The sequence below is a fragment of the Limnohabitans sp. Rim47 genome, assembly GCF_001517545.1.
GTDB lineage: Bacteria > Pseudomonadota > Gammaproteobacteria > Burkholderiales > Burkholderiaceae_C > Limnohabitans_A.
Window position 1 is genome coordinate 228,987 of the sequence record NZ_FBYA01000003.1, and the last position, 15,985, is coordinate 244,971.

14 protein-coding genes are annotated in these 15,985 nt (G+C 60.7%); 5 read left to right on the forward strand and 9 right to left on the reverse strand.

All coding sequences use genetic code 11. From position 1 onward, the window contains the following. The first annotated feature begins 21 nt into the window (after positions 1-21). The 3 genes from BN3544_RS08915 to BN3544_RS08925 all read left to right on the forward strand — a co-directional run bounded on the left by BN3544_RS08915 (position 22) and on the right by BN3544_RS08925 (position 4,726). Complete coding sequence (locus BN3544_RS08915; protein ID WP_231733940.1) at positions 22-684, forward strand: hypothetical protein; 663 nt, start codon at positions 22-24, stop codon at positions 682-684. A 32-nt stretch (positions 685-716) separates the two neighbouring features. Continuing rightward, positions 717-3,308, forward strand: coding sequence for a bifunctional aconitate hydratase 2/2-methylisocitrate dehydratase (gene acnB / locus BN3544_RS08920; protein ID WP_019430408.1), 2,592 nt, complete (start codon positions 717-719; stop codon positions 3,306-3,308). A 218-nt stretch (positions 3,309-3,526) separates the two neighbouring features. Further along, positions 3,527-4,726, forward strand: a complete 1,200-nt coding sequence (locus tag BN3544_RS08925; protein WP_019430407.1) for an FAD-dependent monooxygenase — start codon at positions 3,527-3,529, stop codon at positions 4,724-4,726. Between the two features lie 31 nt (positions 4,727-4,757). On the opposite strand, the gene BN3544_RS08930 is transcribed toward BN3544_RS08925, so the two are convergent. The 8 genes from BN3544_RS08930 to BN3544_RS08965 all read right to left on the reverse strand — a co-directional run bounded on the left by BN3544_RS08930 (position 4,758) and on the right by BN3544_RS08965 (position 13,083). Then, positions 4,758-7,025 carry a xanthine dehydrogenase family protein molybdopterin-binding subunit gene (locus tag BN3544_RS08930; RefSeq protein ID WP_019430406.1) on the reverse strand — a complete coding sequence of 756 codons (2,268 nt, stop codon included), beginning with the start codon at positions 7,023-7,025 and terminating at the stop codon, positions 4,758-4,760. Then, positions 7,022-7,504, reverse strand: a complete 483-nt coding sequence (locus BN3544_RS08935) for a (2Fe-2S)-binding protein (RefSeq protein WP_019430405.1) — start codon at positions 7,502-7,504, stop codon at positions 7,022-7,024. The genes BN3544_RS08930 and BN3544_RS08935 overlap by 4 nt, the downstream gene beginning before the upstream one ends. 87 nt (positions 7,505-7,591) lie before the next feature. Beyond that, positions 7,592-8,500 carry a tryptophan 2,3-dioxygenase gene (gene kynA, locus BN3544_RS08940; protein ID WP_019430404.1) on the reverse strand — a complete coding sequence of 303 codons (909 nt, stop codon included), beginning with the start codon at positions 8,498-8,500 and terminating at the stop codon, positions 7,592-7,594. A gap of 10 nt (positions 8,501-8,510) precedes the next feature. Beyond that, positions 8,511-9,797: a kynureninase gene (gene kynU, locus BN3544_RS08945; protein WP_019430403.1), complete on the reverse strand. Its 1,287-nt coding sequence runs from the start codon at positions 9,795-9,797 to the stop codon at positions 8,511-8,513. A gap of 21 nt (positions 9,798-9,818) precedes the next feature. Next, entirely contained in the window at positions 9,819-10,445 is a 627-nt protein-coding gene (gene kynB, locus BN3544_RS08950) for an arylformamidase (protein WP_026036726.1), read from the reverse strand. Positions 10,446-10,513: 68 nt separating this feature from the next. Next, on the reverse strand, positions 10,514-10,822 hold the full coding sequence (locus tag BN3544_RS08955) for a YkgJ family cysteine cluster protein (RefSeq protein ID WP_019430401.1): 309 nt from the start codon (positions 10,820-10,822) through the stop codon (positions 10,514-10,516). Between the two features lie 93 nt (positions 10,823-10,915). Next, complete coding sequence (gene argF / locus BN3544_RS08960; protein ID WP_019430400.1) at positions 10,916-11,884, reverse strand: ornithine carbamoyltransferase; 969 nt, start codon at positions 11,882-11,884, stop codon at positions 10,916-10,918. Next, positions 11,881-13,083: an aspartate aminotransferase family protein gene (locus BN3544_RS08965; RefSeq protein ID WP_019430399.1), complete on the reverse strand. Its 1,203-nt coding sequence runs from the start codon at positions 13,081-13,083 to the stop codon at positions 11,881-11,883. Before BN3544_RS08965 ends, argF begins: the two co-directional genes overlap by 4 nt. Before the next feature lie 210 nt (positions 13,084-13,293). On the opposite strand from BN3544_RS08965, the gene BN3544_RS08970 reads away from it, so the two are divergent. Next, positions 13,294-13,614, forward strand: coding sequence for a DUF3579 domain-containing protein (locus BN3544_RS08970; protein WP_019430398.1), 321 nt, complete (start codon positions 13,294-13,296; stop codon positions 13,612-13,614). Positions 13,615-13,982: 368 nt separating this feature from the next. Here BN3544_RS08970 and rpsT read toward each other — a convergent pair whose 3' ends face one another. Next, positions 13,983-14,285: a 30S ribosomal protein S20 gene (gene rpsT / locus BN3544_RS08975; RefSeq protein WP_019430397.1), complete on the reverse strand. Its 303-nt coding sequence runs from the start codon at positions 14,283-14,285 to the stop codon at positions 13,983-13,985. Between the two features lie 132 nt (positions 14,286-14,417). Here rpsT and murJ point away from each other — a divergent pair, with 132 nt between their 5' ends. After that, positions 14,418-15,983, forward strand: coding sequence for a murein biosynthesis integral membrane protein MurJ (gene murJ / locus BN3544_RS08980; RefSeq protein ID WP_026036725.1), 1,566 nt, complete (start codon positions 14,418-14,420; stop codon positions 15,981-15,983). Positions 15,984-15,985 lie beyond the last annotated feature (2 nt).

The window sequence follows — 15,985 nt, forward strand, 5'->3', positions numbered from 1 at the left end:
TATTCGATGAAAGTGCTGCTCATGTTCAAAACCTTCCTGCTCGCTTTTGTGGTTTGGTCTGGCGTTTGCCTGGCCGAGACCGCCGTGGTCAAAAAACAGGCCGCTCATCCCGTTGCAAAGGCGCGCACAGCCTCGGCCACCACCCGCGCCACGACCGCAGTGCAGGCCCGTTTGGCAGCCGAAGCCACAGCCGCTTTGCAAGCCCAAGCGATTTCAGACGCGGCCACCAACCTTCGCACCCCAGACAGTCAGGCGGCGTCGTTGCCCCCAGCGCCGGCGGTTTCTGGGTTGGCACCTTCAGTTCGCCCAGGTGCGCAAACCGACCTGAACCTTGAAGAGTTGGCCATTGCCGAGCGCATTCATCAAGGTGTGATGCCCTGCGAACTGGGGGCCAGCGTCCGACTCGAAGCCGATGCCGCCAAGCCCGGCTACTTTTATGTACTGGGCAAAGGTTTTCGTTATCACATGCAACCGGTACGTACCAGTTCCGGGGCCATCCGCCTTGAAGACAAGAAAGCCGGTGCAGTTTGGCTGCAACTGGCCAATAAATCCATGCTCATGGACCAGACCAAAGGCCGTCGCATGGCCGATGAGTGTGCGAATCCCGAGCAAGTGGCCTTTGCCGAAACCATGAAAACCAATCCCCCGCCCAGCCTGATCGATACGACAGGCATGGGGCGATAAATCTTGAAACCTTGACTGACAGGAGAAAAACCATGTTGAAAGCCTACCGTGACCATGTAACCGAGCGCGCAGCGCTGGGTATCCCGCCATTGCCTTTGGACGCCAAGCAAACGGCTGAATTGATCGAACTGATCAAAGCACCCGCCGCAGGCGAAGAGGCGTTCTTGATGGACTTGCTGACGCACCGCGTGCCACCGGGCGTGGACGATGCCGCCAAAGTCAAGGCGTCCTTTTTGGCCGCTGTGGCGCACGGCGAGATCCAAGTGGCTTTGATCTCCAAATCCAAGGCTGCCGAGTTGCTCGGCACCATGGTGGGTGGCTACAACGTGCACCCCCTGATTGAGTTGCTCGACGACGCAGAAGTGGCCGCCGTGGCTGCGCAAGCCTTGAAGAAAACTTTGTTGATGTTCGATTTTTTCAACGACGTCGCTGAAAAAGCCAAGGCTGGCAACGCCAAAGCCAAAGAAGTCATGCAAAGCTGGGCCGATGCCGAGTGGTTCACCACACGCCCTGAAGTCGAGAAAAAAATCACCATCACCGTGTTCAAGGTGCCTGGCGAAACCAACACCGACGACTTGTCTCCGGCACCTGACGCTTGGAGCCGTCCAGACATCCCATTGCACTACTTGGCAATGTTGAAGAACACCCGCGAAGGTGCCGCGTTCAAGCCCGAAGAAGACGGCAAGCGCGGCCCCATGGCCATGATTGAAGAGCTGAAGAAAAAAGGCAATCTGGTGTCTTACGTCGGCGACGTGGTCGGCACTGGCTCTTCACGCAAGTCGGCCACCAACAGCATCATCTGGGGCTTTGGTGAAGACATTCCCTTTGTGCCCAACAAGCGTTTCGGTGGTGTCACTTTGGGCGGCAAAATTGCGCCTATCTTCTTCAACACGCAAGAAGATTCAGGCGCGCTGCCGATCGAAGTGGACGTGACCGCACTCAACATGGGTGACGTGGTCGACGTGTTGCCCTACGAAGGCAAGATCGTGCGCAACGGTGAAACCGTGACCACCTTCCAGCTCAAGAGCGATGTGCTGTTTGACGAAGTGCGAGCCGGTGGCCGTATCAACCTGATCATTGGCCGCAGCTTGACCGCCAAGGCCCGCGAGTTCTTGGGCCTGCCTGCCTCGACCGTGTTCCGTTTGCCGACTGCGCCGATCAGTACCCAGGCCGGTTTCACATTGGCGCAAAAGATGGTCGGTCGCGCCGTGGGCTTGCCAGAAGGCCAAGGCGTTCGCCCCGGCACTTACTGCGAACCCAAAATGACCACCGTGGGTTCACAAGACACCACAGGCCCCATGACCCGCGACGAGTTGAAAGACTTGGCTTGCTTGGGCTTTTCAGCCGACATGGTCATGCAATCGTTCTGCCACACAGCGGCTTACCCCAAGTCTGTTGACGTGAAAACGCACCGCGAACTGCCTGCGTTCATCAGCAACCGCGGCGGCGTGTCCCTGCGTCCCGGTGACGGCGTGATTCACTCTTGGCTCAACCGTTTGTTGTTGCCTGACACCGTCGGCACCGGTGGCGACTCGCACACCCGTTTCCCCATCGGTATCAGCTTCCCCGCCGGTTCTGGCTTGGTGGCTTTCGGTGCGGCCACTGGCGTGATGCCTTTGGACATGCCCGAGTCCATCCTGGTTCGCTTTAAAGGTGAAATGCAACCCGGCGTGACCTTGCGCGACTTGGTTCATGCCATTCCTTTGTACGCGATCAAGCAGGGTTTGTTGACTGTGGCCAAGGCAGGCAAGATCAACGAATTCTCTGGACGTATTCTGGAAATCGAAGGCCTGCCTAACCTCAAGGTCGAGCAAGCGTTTGAATTGTCTGACGCGTCTGCCGAGCGTTCTGCTGCCGGTTGCTCGATCAAGCTCAACAAAGAGCCTGTGGCCGAGTACCTGAAGTCCAACATCGTTCTGATGAAGAACATGATCGCCGACGGTTACAAAGACGCACGCACCTTGGCGCGTCGCATTGAGAAAGTCGAAGCCTGGTTGGCCGCACCCGAATTGCTCGAAGCCGACAAAAACGCAGAATACGCGCATGTCATTGAAATCGATTTGGCCGATATCAAAGAGCCTATCGTTTGCTGCCCGAACGATCCGGACGACGCCAAGTTCTTGTCTGAAGTGTCTGGTACCAAGATCGACGAAGCGTTCATCGGTTCTTGCATGACCAATATTGGCCACTTCCGTGCAGCCGCTACGCTGCTCGGTGGCCAGCGCGACATCCCCGTCAAGCTGTGGGTGGCACCGCCCACCAAGATGGACGAGAGCGAGCTGATCAAAGAAGGCCACTACGCCGCATTCGGCACCGCCGGTGCGCGCACCGAAATGCCAGGCTGCTCTTTGTGCATGGGCAACCAAGCACAAGTGCGCGAAGGCGCGACGGTGGTCTCCACTTCCACACGCAACTTCCCCAACCGTTTGGGCAAGAACACCAATGTGTACTTGGCATCTGCCGAGTTGGCGGCCATCACTTCCAAGATGGGCAAGTTCCCAACGGTGGCCGAATACCATGAAGCCATGGGCGTGGTGAACAAAGACGGCGCAGCCATTTACAAGTACCTGAACTTCAACCAGATCGAAGAGTACGTGGAAAACGCCAAAGGTGTGACCGCCTGATCGGTTTAGATCTGAATAAAGGCCCTGTTGGTTTGCGCTGACAGGGCCTTTTTGTTTTGAGGGCGGTTGGCAAGCTTCAACTTTTACAAGGCCCCCCTTAATGCGTGCTGGCTTTGCTGGCAAAGTTTGTTCATGAGGTTTAAATCTCGTTTTGATCTGAGTCGTTTCTTCTTGGGGGGCAGTACGGCACCGTGCACAATTGATGCATGACAAGAAGCATGGCAAAAGATGGTCCGCATCGGGTGTTGGTCGCCGGTGGCGGTATGGGTGGCTTGGCTGCTGCCGTGGCCTGTGCGCGGCAGGGCGTGCCGGTGCAGCTGCTGGAGCGGGCAACGCAGCTGAGCGAGGTGGGCGCTGGCATCCAAATGGGGCCGAACGTGACGCGCATTTTGCAGGCCTGGGGTTTGGGCGACGCGCTGGCGCAGGTGGCGGCTTTTCCGAAGTGTTTGCAAGCCCGCGATGCCCAATCCGGGCGGGTGCTGGGCCGCTTGCGTTTGGGCGAGCGGGCTCAGGCACTTTATGGTGCGCCCTACGCCACCATCCATCGGGCCGACTTGCAGGGCCTGTTGCAAGCGGCTGCCCAGGCCGCAGGGGTGGATGTGCAACTGGGGCAAACGGTGCAGGGCTGGCAAGTCGGCGCCCAAGGCTTGGATGTGCACAGCGCACAGGGGCAGCACTGGCAGGCCGATGCCTTGATCGGTGCCGATGGCGTGTGGAGCGCGGTGCGTCAGCAACTGCTGGGCGATGCGCCTGCCCGCTTCACGGGGCAGCTGGCGTACCGGGCCTTGGTGGCGCAAGCCGATTTGCCGGCGCATCTGCGCTCGGATGAGGTCACGGTGTGGATGGGGCCGCGCCTGCATGTGGTGCATTACCCGGTGCGCGGCGGCGCATGGTTGAATTTGGTGGCCATCGTGCACGGCGACAAACCCGCGCACGCCGAGGCTTGGGACGCAGCAGGCCACACCCAAGCGCTGATGCAAGCGATGGGCGCCGTGTCAGGTGCAGTGGGCCGCGATTTGCAGGAACGTCTGGCCTCGGTTTTGGTCTGGCGGCAATGGGCGCTGCACGACCGCGCTCCCTTGGCTTGCGCGCATGAAATGGCCCAAGGCCCGGTGGCCTTGCTGGGCGATGCCGCGCACCCGATGCGGCCCTTTTTGGCGCAAGGCGCGGGCATGGCGATTGAAGACGCGCAGGTGCTGGCGCGGTGTTTGGCCCACGGTGGGGGCCGCGTGCCCGACCGTTTGCAGGCCTATGCCGAGCAGCGCTGGGCGCGCAACGCCCGTGTGCAGGCACGCGCCATCCGCAATGGTCAGATTTTTCACGCCCAAGGCGCATTGGCCTTGGCCCGCAACTGGGGCCTGCGCTTGGGGGGCGAACGCTTGATGGATTTGCCGTGGCTTTACGGCGGCAGCTTGTAGGTAGGTCCTCGAAGCGTCTGATTCGGGACTTTTAAACCACCAAGGGCAAAGCCCGCAGCCGCTTGCCCGTGAGCGCAAACAGGGCATTGCCCACAGCCGGGGCCACGGGAGGCACTGCCGGCTCGCCCACGCCTGCAGGCGCTCGGGTGCTGGGCACGATGTGGGTGTCCACCTGCGGGGCCTGCGCCAAGGTGAGCAGCGGGTAAGCCGGAAAGTTGCTTTGCTGGACCACCCCGCCCACGATCTCGATCTTGCCAAACAAGGCCGCACTCAGGCCATACAGCACGCTGCTTTCGACTTGCTGGGCCACGGTGTCCGGGTTGACCACGGTGCCGCAGTCGATGGCGCAGACCACACGGTGCACACGGATCTGACCTTGCTCGAGTGACACTTGGGCCACTTGCGCGGTGATGGAGCCAAACGACTCGTGCAGGGCCAGGCCCTGCGCATGGCCCTCAGGCAAGGCTTTGCCCCAACCCGCTTTGTCAGCAGCCAACTGGAGCACGGCGGCATAGCGCGGCGCTTCTTGGAGCCAGTGCAGGCGAAAAGCCAAGGGGTCTTGTCGGCAGGCAAGGGCCAGTTCGTCGATGAAGCTTTCGGAGAAAAAAGCGTTGTGCGAATGGCCGACCGAGCGCCAAAAACCGACCGGTACGCCTGATCGGGTGGCCACATGGCTCATGTGCTGGCTGGCAAATCCGTAGGGCAGGTCAAACAGGCCTTCCGATGCGGTTTTGTCCGGCATGTCGATGGGGCCAGACAGGTGGGGCGCTGCACGCGCCATCCAGCGTGGGGTGATGGCGTCGCCCGCCGATTTGATGCGCAGGCTGGTGACCGTGCCTTGGGCATCGAGCGAGGCCTGGAACTTGGCCAGGTGCATGGGCCGGTAAAAGTCGTGCGTCATGTCTTCTTCGCGCGACCAGCTCAGTTGCACAGGGACGCCGTTGCAGGCCATGGCCACTTGCACGGCTTGGCCCACAAAATCGACTTCGAGCCTGCGGCCAAAACCGCCGCCCAAAAAAGTCACATGCACAGTGACTTGCTCTTCTTTGACGCCCGCCACTTTGGCCGCCATGGCGCGGGCCATTTGGGGCACTTGGGTGGGCACCCAAATTTCGACCCGCCCGTCTTTGACCTGCGCGGTGCAGTTCATGGGCTCCATGGTGGCGTGGGCCAAATAGGGCGCTTGGTACAAGGCATCGATGCGGCTGGCTGCGGCTTTTTCGGCTTGGTGGGGCACGCCTTGCTCGTGGAAGGTGAAGCCGCTTTCGGTGTTCAAGGCTTTGAGCAAATCAACTTGGATGCGCGTGGTGTCTGCAGCGCCAGTGGCGGGCGGCTGCCACTGCACTTTGACGGCTTGTGCGCCTTGTAACGCATGCCAAGTGGTTCGGCCCACCACGGCCAGACCCGCGGTGCCGCCACCCCAGGCGTCGAGCGGAACCACCTTGGACACGCCGGGCAGTGCCAATGCCGCTTGGCTGTCCATGGACGTGGCTGACCCACCCAGCATGGGGCACATTTGCACGGCAGCAAACAGCATGCCCGGCAGGCGCACATCGGCCCCAAAACGGGCCTCGCCTGTCACTTTGGCAGGAATGTCGGTGCGGGGCGCTGCTTGGCCAATGAGCTGCCACTGCGCACGTGGTTTGGTGGTGATGCCGGTGGGCGTGGCACCCGCAGCACCTGCGGCCATCTGACCGAAATGGGCCGACTTTCCCGAGGTGTGTTGCATCAGGCCATGGGCCACGGTGATGTCTTGGGCAGACACTTGCCAGGCCAGTGCCGCCGTTTGCACCAGGCTGGCCCGCGCTGTGGCCGCTGCCATGCGCAAAGGTGCCCACAGGTCAGCGATGCTGGACGAGCCTCCCGTGGCGTTGATGCCCAGCTCGCGGGCGATCTTGCCCACCAGCCATTCCCCCATCTTGATCTTGACGGGTTTGTGTTCGCCTTCGCTGTCCAGTGGGTGAAAAGGCAGGCTGGCCACCAGCATGGCCACGTTGCCATAAATGCTGTCGGCGCCCGCTTGTTCCAAGCGCACGCGGCTCAGCGGCACATCGAGCTCTTCGGCCACCAGCATGGCCAGCGCAGTGTGCACGCCTTGGCCCATTTCGCTGCGGGGCATGGCCAAGATGACGCCGCCGTCTGCAGCGATCTTGATCCAGCCGTTCAGGGCCACATCGCCTTCGGTTTGGAGCATCAGCTCGGGCGAGCCCAGGCGCGAGCGGGCAGGCATCACGCCCCAGCCCACCACCAAAGCCCCGGTCGCGCCCAAGGCGCTCAAGATCCAGGTGCGGCGTTTCATGCGGCACCGCCTTTCAAGGCGTTTGGCGACTGCATGGTTTTTGCCGCGCGGTGAATGGCCGCACGCACGCGTTGGTAAGTGCCGCAGCGGCACAAATTGGTCATGGCCGCGTCAATTTGGGCATCGCTGGGCTGGGGTGTTTTTTCCAGCAAGGCGGCGGCGGCCATCAACATGCCGCTTTGGCAATACCCGCATTGCGGCACTTGCTCTGCGATCCAGGCCGCTTGCAGCGGGTGGGGTTTTTCAGGGGTACCCAATGATTCGATGGTGCGGATTTTTTGATTCGCCACTGCAGACACCGGCATCACGCAAGAGCGCACAGGCTGACCGTCGACATGGACGGTGCAGGCCCCGCAGGCGGCGATGCCGCAGCCGAACTTGGTGCCCGTGAGCTGAAGTTCATCGCGCAGTACCCACAACAAGGGCATGCCGGGCTCGGCTTGGGTGGTGCGGCTTTTGCCGTTGATGTTCAGTTGCACAGGGTCTCTCCAGTGATGCGAGCAGGCATCGTAGTGCAAATGAACGCACTTGTTTGGGACTGGTTGATTTGCACTGGGTGCGCCACTTCACAGTTGCGTGCGCAGCGTCCAGATTTCGGGGAAGAGCACCACATCGAGCATTTTGCGCAGGTAGCTCACGCCGCCGGTGCCCCCTGTGCCGCGCTTGAAACCGATCACGCGCTCGACGGTGGTCACATGGCGAAAGCGCCACAAACGAAAAGCGTCTTCCAAATCGGTCAGCTCTTCGCCCAATTGGTACAAGTCCCAGTGCTGCTGGGGGTCGCGGTAGACCTGCAGCCAAGCGCTTTCTACGCCCTCGCTGGCCAGATAGGGCTGGCGCCAGTCGCGCTGAGTGTGGCTGTCGGGCACAGCCAGGCCGCGCCGCTTCAACAGGCGCAAACATTCGTCATACAGCGAAGGCGCATCGTAGGCCGCTTGCACCATGGCCGACAGGTCAGGGCGGTGCGCGTGTGGTTGCAGCATGGCCGCGTTTTTGTTGCCCATGGCGAATTCGACACAGCGGTATTGCCAACTTTGGAAACCGCTGGACTGCACCAAGTAAGGCCGAATGGCGCTGTATTCGGGCGGTGTCATGGTGGCCAGCACGTCCCATGCGTGCACGAGCTGCTCCATGATCTTGCTGACCCTTGCCAGCTTCTTGAACGCATCGGGCAGTTGGTCTGTCGCGATGCTGGCCACAGCCGCGTGCAACTCGTGCAGCATCAGCTTCATCCACAGTTCGCTGGTTTGGTGCTGCACGATGAACAGCATCTCGTTGTGGTCGGGCGACAGCGGTGTTTGCGCGTTCAAGATGGCGTCAAGCTGCAGGTAGTCGCCGTAGCTCATGCGGCCACCGAAGTCGAGTTGCGCTTTTTCTTCGTGCACGATGCGCTCGCCTGCGGCGGTGCCTGCAGGGGCGTTGCCGCTGACAGAGGCGGCGCTCTCGCTGGGGGCGTGGAATGGACAGGCGCTCATGGTCGGGCTTTCAAGTGACAGCGTGTTTTTGGGCAAAGCGGGCGTCTTGCCATTCGCCGCTGACCATGACTTGGCACAGCTGTTCGGCAGCGTTCCACACATCGACAAATCCGATGTACAAGGGCGTGAAGCCAAAGCGCAAAATGTCCGCGTGCTGGCCCCCATCACCGGCCCGGAAGTCGCCGATCACGCCGCGCGCGATCAGGGCTTGCACGATGGCGTAAGCGCCTTCGGCGCGGGTCAGGCTCACTTGCGAGCCGCGCAGGGCTTCTTGTGTGGGGGTGGCGATGCCAAAGCCGTGGCCATGCAAGCGCGTGCGCACCAATTGCATGAACAAGCCCGTCAATGCCAGCGACTTTTGGCGCAAGGCCGCCATGCCACCCAGCGGTTCAGCGGCCAGCATCGTGTCCAGACCACAGTCCAGCGCCGACAAGCTCAAGATGGGTTGTGTGCCGCACTGGTAACGCGTGATGCCCTTGGCGGGTTGGTAGTCGGGTGTGAACGCAAATGGCGCAGCATGGCCCCACCAGCCAGCCAGTGGCTGCCAGAAGCGGTCGGTGTGTTGCGGATGGACCCATACAAAGGCCGGTGCACCGGGGCCGCCGTTGAGGTATTTGTAGCCGCAACCGACGGCAAAGTCGGCGCCCGAGCCATTCAGGTCGACCGGCACGGCACCGGCACTGTGGGCCAAGTCCCAGACCGTCAAAATGCCTTGCGCATGGGCTTGCGCCGTCACGGCTTTCATGTCGTGCATGGCCCCGGTGCGGTAGTTGACGTGCGTGAGCATCAGCACCGCCACGTCGGCCTGCAGCGCGGCGGGAATGTCTGCCGCTTCGACCAGTTGCAAGGTGAAACCGCGCTCTTTGCACAGGGCTTCGGCGATGTAGAGGTCGGTCGGGAAGTTGCTGCGTTCGCTGACGATTTTGGTTTTGTGGGGATGGTCGGCTTGGGCCATGTGCAGCGCGGCAGCCAGCACTTTGAACAGGTTGATGGAGGTGCTGTCGGCGGCCACCACTTCGCCCGCTTGTGCGCCAATGACACGGGCGATTTTGTCGCCCACGCGCTGGGGCAAGGTGAACCAGCCCGCGCTGTTCCAGCTTTGGATCAGGTCGTGCCCCCATTCTTGGGTGACGGCCTTGGCCACACGGGCTGGGGCGGTTTTGGGCATCACGCCCAGCGAATTGCCGTCGAGGTAAATCACGCCAGTCGGTAAATCGAATTGATCGCACAGGCTGCGCAATGGGTCTTGCTGGTCCAGCAGTTCGCAGTCTTGCAAGGTGGGGGTGAGGTTCATCATGAGGGGGCTTTCAAAAAGGCTTCAAAGTTCGCGCAAAACCGCACGCACCGGGCTGGCGTCGGCGGTCATCAGTTTCAGGGGCAGGGCGATCAACTCGTAATCGCCTTCGGGCACATCGTCCAGCAGCAGGTTTTCCAGCACACGCAGTCCGCGTTGGCGAATGACTTGGTGGCTGGGCAGCGGCTTGCTGTCGGCCGGGTCGATGCTCGCGCTGTCGATGCCGATCAGTTGCACGCCCAAGTCGGCCAAGTGCTGCACGGTGTCTGGGTGGAAGGCGGTGAGTTGGGGGTCGAACTGCGTGAGTGGAAATTGACGGCATGTGCGCACCAGCACCCGTGGCGGCACATCGGCTAGCGCGTGTTGCAGGTGGACGACTGTGATCAGCGGGGCTGCGTCGATGGCATGAATGACGCGGCAATGGCCCAGAAAGGGCGTCAGGTCCAAAGCGCCCACAGCGGCACCTTGCGCGTCGTAATGCAGTGGGGCATCGGCGTGCGCGCCCACATGCGGCGACAAAGTGATGGCGCTCACATTGACAGGGCAAGCCTCAGACAGCGTGGCCGCCCATTGCTGGGTGTAGGGCGTGTCGCCCGGAAAGACCGGGCTGCTGGCATCGACAGGCGGGGAAATGTCCCAAAGTTTTTTCATGGTGAGCGAAGGTAGCACCCCATAAAAAACCATGGTGTCGGTTATTTCCAACACCTATCAAAAAGACTTCAGAGCGGCAGTGGGGGCAAGCCATGACGGCGTCGCGCGTGTTCGCAAGCGGGGCTGCCTTCTTCAAATTCACGGCAAGGCGAGGGCCGCCATTCGTAAATCCCACAAACGGCTTTTTCGCCGGTTTTGCCATACAGCGCCGCGCAGCGCGGCGGGCTGTGGTCGGTGCCGCGCATGCGGCAGGTGTGCTCGGTGATGGGCGAGGCGAGACCTGCAGGCACATCGCCGCCGCCTTCTTCGTATTCGAAGACCGAGAAATCCACGCGAAAGCTCACGCAGCAAGCGCCGCAGGTGGTGCAGTGGGACATGGTGCGAAGAGGGGGTGGACCCCGGATCAAGTCCGGGGTGACAGACAAAAGGAAGTCCGGGGTGACCGACAAAAGGAAGTCGGGGGTGACCGATCAGGCCGTCACGCGGCCCAGCAACAAAAATTCCATCAGCGCTTTTTGTACATGCATGCGGTTTTCGGCTTCGTCCCACACGACCGATTGCGGGCCATCGATGACTTCGGCGCTGACCTCTTCGCCGCGGTGGGCAGGCAGGCAGTGCATGAACAGGGCATCGGGCTTGGCGACTTGCATCATGGCTTCGTCCACGCACCAGTCGGCAAAGGCTTTTTTGCGGGCTTCGTTCTCGGCTTCGTAGCCCATGCTGGTCCACACGTCGGTGGTGACCAGGTCAGCACCCCGGCAGGCTTCGAGCGGATCTTTGAAGACTTTGTAGCTGGCGTTGCTGCGCAAACCGGCCACGGCTTGGTCCACTTCGTAGCCACTGGGCGTACTCAGGTGCACCGTGAACCCGAGCAACTCGGCGGCCTGCAACCAGGTGTTGGCCATGTTGTTGCCGTCGCCCACCCAGGCCACCACTTTGCCTTTGAGGTAGGCAGGGTCTGGCTTGCCTTGGGCGTCCAAGCCCCGGTGCTCCAACAAAGTAAACAGGTCCGCCAAGATTTGGCAGGGGTGAAATTCATTGGTCAGGCCATTGATCACAGGCACGCGTGAGTGCGAGGCAAAGCGCTCGATCTTGTCTTGGCCATAGGTGCGAATCATCACCAAGTCGGTCATGCGGCTGATGACGCGGGCGCTGTCTTCAATGGGCTCCGAGCGGCCGAGCTGGCTGTCGCCCGTGGTCAGGTGCACCACCGAGCCGCCCAGTTGGTACATCCCCGCTTCAAAACTCACGCGGGTGCGGGTGCTGGCTTTCTCGAAAATCATGGCCAGCGTGCGGTCGGCCAGTGGGTGGTATTTTTCGTAGGCCTTGAACTTGCGTTTGATCTCGGCGGCACGCGCGAACAGGTGAGCGTATTCATCCGCACTCAGGTCGGTGAACTGCAGGTAGTGCCGAACCGGCACAGCTTGGGCGAGGCTCATGCGGACTCCGTTAAAAAGGTTTTGATCAAGGGCACCAAAATGGCCACCACTTCGTCGGCCTCGGTCTCAGTCATGATCAGGGGCGGCACTAGGCGAATCACGCTGTCGGCGGTCACGCTCAGCAGGAGTCCGGCTTCGGCCGCACGGCTCCAAACGGGGCCGCAGGGGCGGTCGAGCTCGATGCCCAACATCAGGCCTTGGCCACGGATTTCCTTGACGCCTTGAACGCCTGCAAGGGCTTTTTCAAGGGCGCCGCGCAAATGCGCACCGACCCGTGCGGCGTTGGCCATCAAGCCGTCTTTTTCCATGATGCGGATGGTCTCGACCCCGGCACGCATGGCCAGCGGGTTGCCGCCAAAAGTGGTGCCGTGGTTGCCGGGCTGGAAAATGTGGGCGGCTTTGGGGCCAGCGACCACCGCACCAATCGGCACGCCCGAGCCCAAACCTTTGGCCAGCGGCATCACGTCGGGCACGATGCCCGCCCACTGGTAGGCAAACCATTTGCCGGTGCGGCCCATGCCGCACTGCACTTCGTCGATCATCATCAACCAGTCCTTCTGGTCACACAAAGCGCGCACTTGTTGCAGGTATTCAGCACGCATGGGGTTGACGCCGCCTTCGCCCTGAATGGTCTCCATGAACACCGCCACCACGTTCGGGTTGCCTTCGGTTGCTTTTTTCAGCGCCTCGATGTCGTTGACTGGCACGCGCACAAAGCCTTCGAGCATCGGGCCAAAGCCGGTTTTGAGTTTTTCATTCGCGGTGGCGCTCAGGGTGGCGATGCTGCGGCCATGGAAGGCCTTTTCGTAGACCACGATTTCGGGTTTCTCGATGCCCTTGTCGTGACCAAACTTGCGTGCTAGTTTGATGGCCGCTTCGTTGGCTTCGAGGCCTGTGCAGCAGAAAAACACATTGGTCATGCCTGACAACTCGACCAATTTGGCCGCCAGCACTTCGGCGTTGGGCACGTGAAAGTAATTGCAGCTGTGGATCATCTTGCCGATCTGGTCTTGCAGCGCAGGCACCAAGTCGGGGTGGTTGTGGCCCAAGGTGTTCACCGCAATGCCGGCCAGCGCGTCCAGATAAGACTTGCCATTGATGTCCCAGACTCGGCATCCTTGACCATGGCTGAGTGCGATCGGCAGTCGGCCATAGGTGTTCATGGTGTGCGGTGAGGCGGCTTCAATGAAAGCGGGCATGCGTGAACTCCTGAAATAAAAATCGGCCCAACGAAGAGGGCCGCTGAAACCAGATTTTAGAGGCAGAAATACCGGGCCAACTTGAAGGGCGTCACGGCTGTCTTGCCAAGTTACAAGCGGGTTTCAAGTCTTATATAAGATACAATACCCGGGTAAACCAGAGGGCGGCGATCCCGAACTCTGTGCTCCCTTGACTAACCCCTCTATCCGATGGTCTCCAACTCTGCCAAAGAAGTCTTTATCCTGGGTCTGACCTTGGACGGAAAGACATTCCGCCCCAGCGACTGGGCTGAGCGTTTGGCAGGCGTGATGAGCCAGTTTCGCCCCGGTGGCGCGGTGCCCGGTAGCCACCTAAGCTATTCGCCTTGGTGCATTCCCACCACCATGGGCAACGTCAAATGTGTGGTGGTCCACCATGACCTGCGCGATTACGATGTCATGGCTTGGGACTTTGTGATGAACTTCGCACGTGACAATGGCTTGCAAGTCGCGGAAGCCTGTTTGCTGCCCGACCCACCGCCCCAAAAATAAGTCAATGTGACCAACCGCCTTTGGGCGGTTTTTTTGTGCCCCTGAGCTGCCGTTGTTTTTAACAGGTGTTCAGACGAGTCTCGCTGAGTTGGGGGTATCGCCGGGTGACGATTTTGCGAGCGAAGCGAGCCATGAGGAACCCGGCGATACCCCCAACTCAGCCTGCGCGCGCCCCAACAAAGCCTTTGCTGCCCCCCAGACTAAGCCTGCGCCAAAGCCCCGTAGCTTAGCCTGCGCCTTGCCGGAAATTGGTCATGAAAAAACCGCCGAGGTTTGCACCTGGGCGGTTCAGTTTTCGCGGACAGCGCACCCGTTTCAAACGGCAGCGAGGACAAAGCCTCGCCGGGCTGTTGATCTGGTGGAGCGGATCAGGCTGCGGCGAGAGCCAAAGTCTTGACTTTGGCGCTCAGGCGGCTCTTGTCACGAGCAGCCTTGTTTTTGTGGAAGATGCCCTTGTCGGCAATGATGTCCACCACGGTTTGCATTTTGGCAAACAACTCTGTGGCTTTGGTCTTGTCGCCCGCTGCAACGGCTTTTTCGACGTTTTTCACAGCAGTGCGGTATTTGGAGCGCAGCGAAGAGTTCGCAGCGTTGATTTTGACGTCTTGGCGGACGCGTTTACGGCCGGAAGCAAGACGGGGGTTTTTCTTTTTTGGTTTAGCGGATGCCATAGATAAGTTCTTTCAATGTCTGAGGATGATGTCCAGCGAACCCAGCATTCTAGCAGACGCATGGTCATTTGCGGGCAGTCGGCCCACTCAACCCGAAAGTGACCCCTTGCAAGGCCGCTACACTCGCCCACTGTGAGCCTCCTCCGTTCTGCCTCTGTTGTGTCGATTTTCACCCTGGCCTCCCGGGTCACGGGGCTCGTGCGCGAGTTGCTGATCGCCTCGGCTTTCGGGGCCAGTGCTTTGACCGATGCCTTCAATGTGGCTTTTCGGATTCCGAATTTGTTCCGTCGCCTGTTTGCCGAAGGGGCCTTCAGTCAGGCTTTTGTGCCTGTTTTGGCGGCCAACCGAGCCCAGCATGGTGACGAAGCCACCAAAGATGTGATCGACAGCGTGGCCACAGCCTTGGCCTGGTCGGTTTTGGTGCTGTCGGTTTTAGGGGTGCTGGCCTCGCCCTGGCTGGTTTGGGCATTGGCCAGTGGTTTGCAACAAGACCCCCGGGGTTTTGCCTCGGCCGTCAACATGACGCGCTGGATGTTTCCTTACATCGCCTTCATGTCGATGGTGGCTTTGTCAGCTGGGATTTTGAACACCTGGAAACGCTTTGCTGTGCCAGCCGCTACGCCGGTTCTGTTGAACGTGAGCGTGATTGCCGCAGCCTGGCTTTTGTCACCTTGGCTAGCCCGGCAAGGGTTTGAAGCCATCTATGCGCTGCCCGCGGGCGTCATGGTGGGTGGCTTTTTGCAACTGGCTGTGCAAATTCCGGCATTGCATCGTCTGGGTTTGCTGCCCCGGTTGGGTATGGGCCCCGCTGCTGTCAAAAAAGCCTGGACCAACCCGGCCACCCGCAACATCTTGCGCCTCATGGCACCGGCTTTGCTGGGCGTGGGCGTGGCTCAGATTTCCTTGCTCATCAACACGCAGATTGCTTCGCACTTGGCTCCGGGCAGTGTCAGTTGGCTGACCTATGCCGACCGGCTGATGGAGTTCCCGACGGCCATGCTGGGCGTTGCGTTGGGTGTGGTGCTGATGCCGCAATTGGCCGCCGCCAGAGCCACAGGCGACAGCGAGCGCTACGCCGCCATGCTCGATTGGGGTTTGCGTCTGGTGGTGTTGTTAACTCTGCCTTGCGCGGCAGCTTTGCTGGTGTTCTCGCAACCGCTGGTGTCAGTGCTTTACCACTACGGCGCGTTCACTGACCGCGATGTCCAGCAGACCACTTTGGCCTTGACCGGCTATGGCGTGGGTTTGCTGGGTCTGGTGGCCATCAAGGTGCTGGCCCCTGGTTATTACGCCAGTCAGGACATCCGAACCCCGGTGCGCATTGCGGTGGTGGTGCTGGTGCTGACCCAGCTGTTCAATCTGCTGCTGGTTCCTTTTTTGGCGCATGCGGGCTTGGCGCTGTCCATTGGTTTGGGGGCTTTGGTGAATGCGCTTTGGCTGTTGGTCGGCTTGTTGCGCCGGGGCAGCTACAAGCCGCAAGCCGGCTGGCTGCGCTTTGTGTTGCAAGTGCTTTTGGCCACGGGCTTGCTTACCGGTCTGCTGGGATACGCCGCGCACCACCTGCCTTGGGTGGCCATGCGCCAAGACGCTTGGCAGCGCATCGGTTGGATGGTCTTGACCCTGTTTGCCTCTGCGCTTTTGTATTTTGGTGTTTTGTGGATGACCGGCTTGCGGCTGAAGGCCTTTTTGAAGCGTTGAAC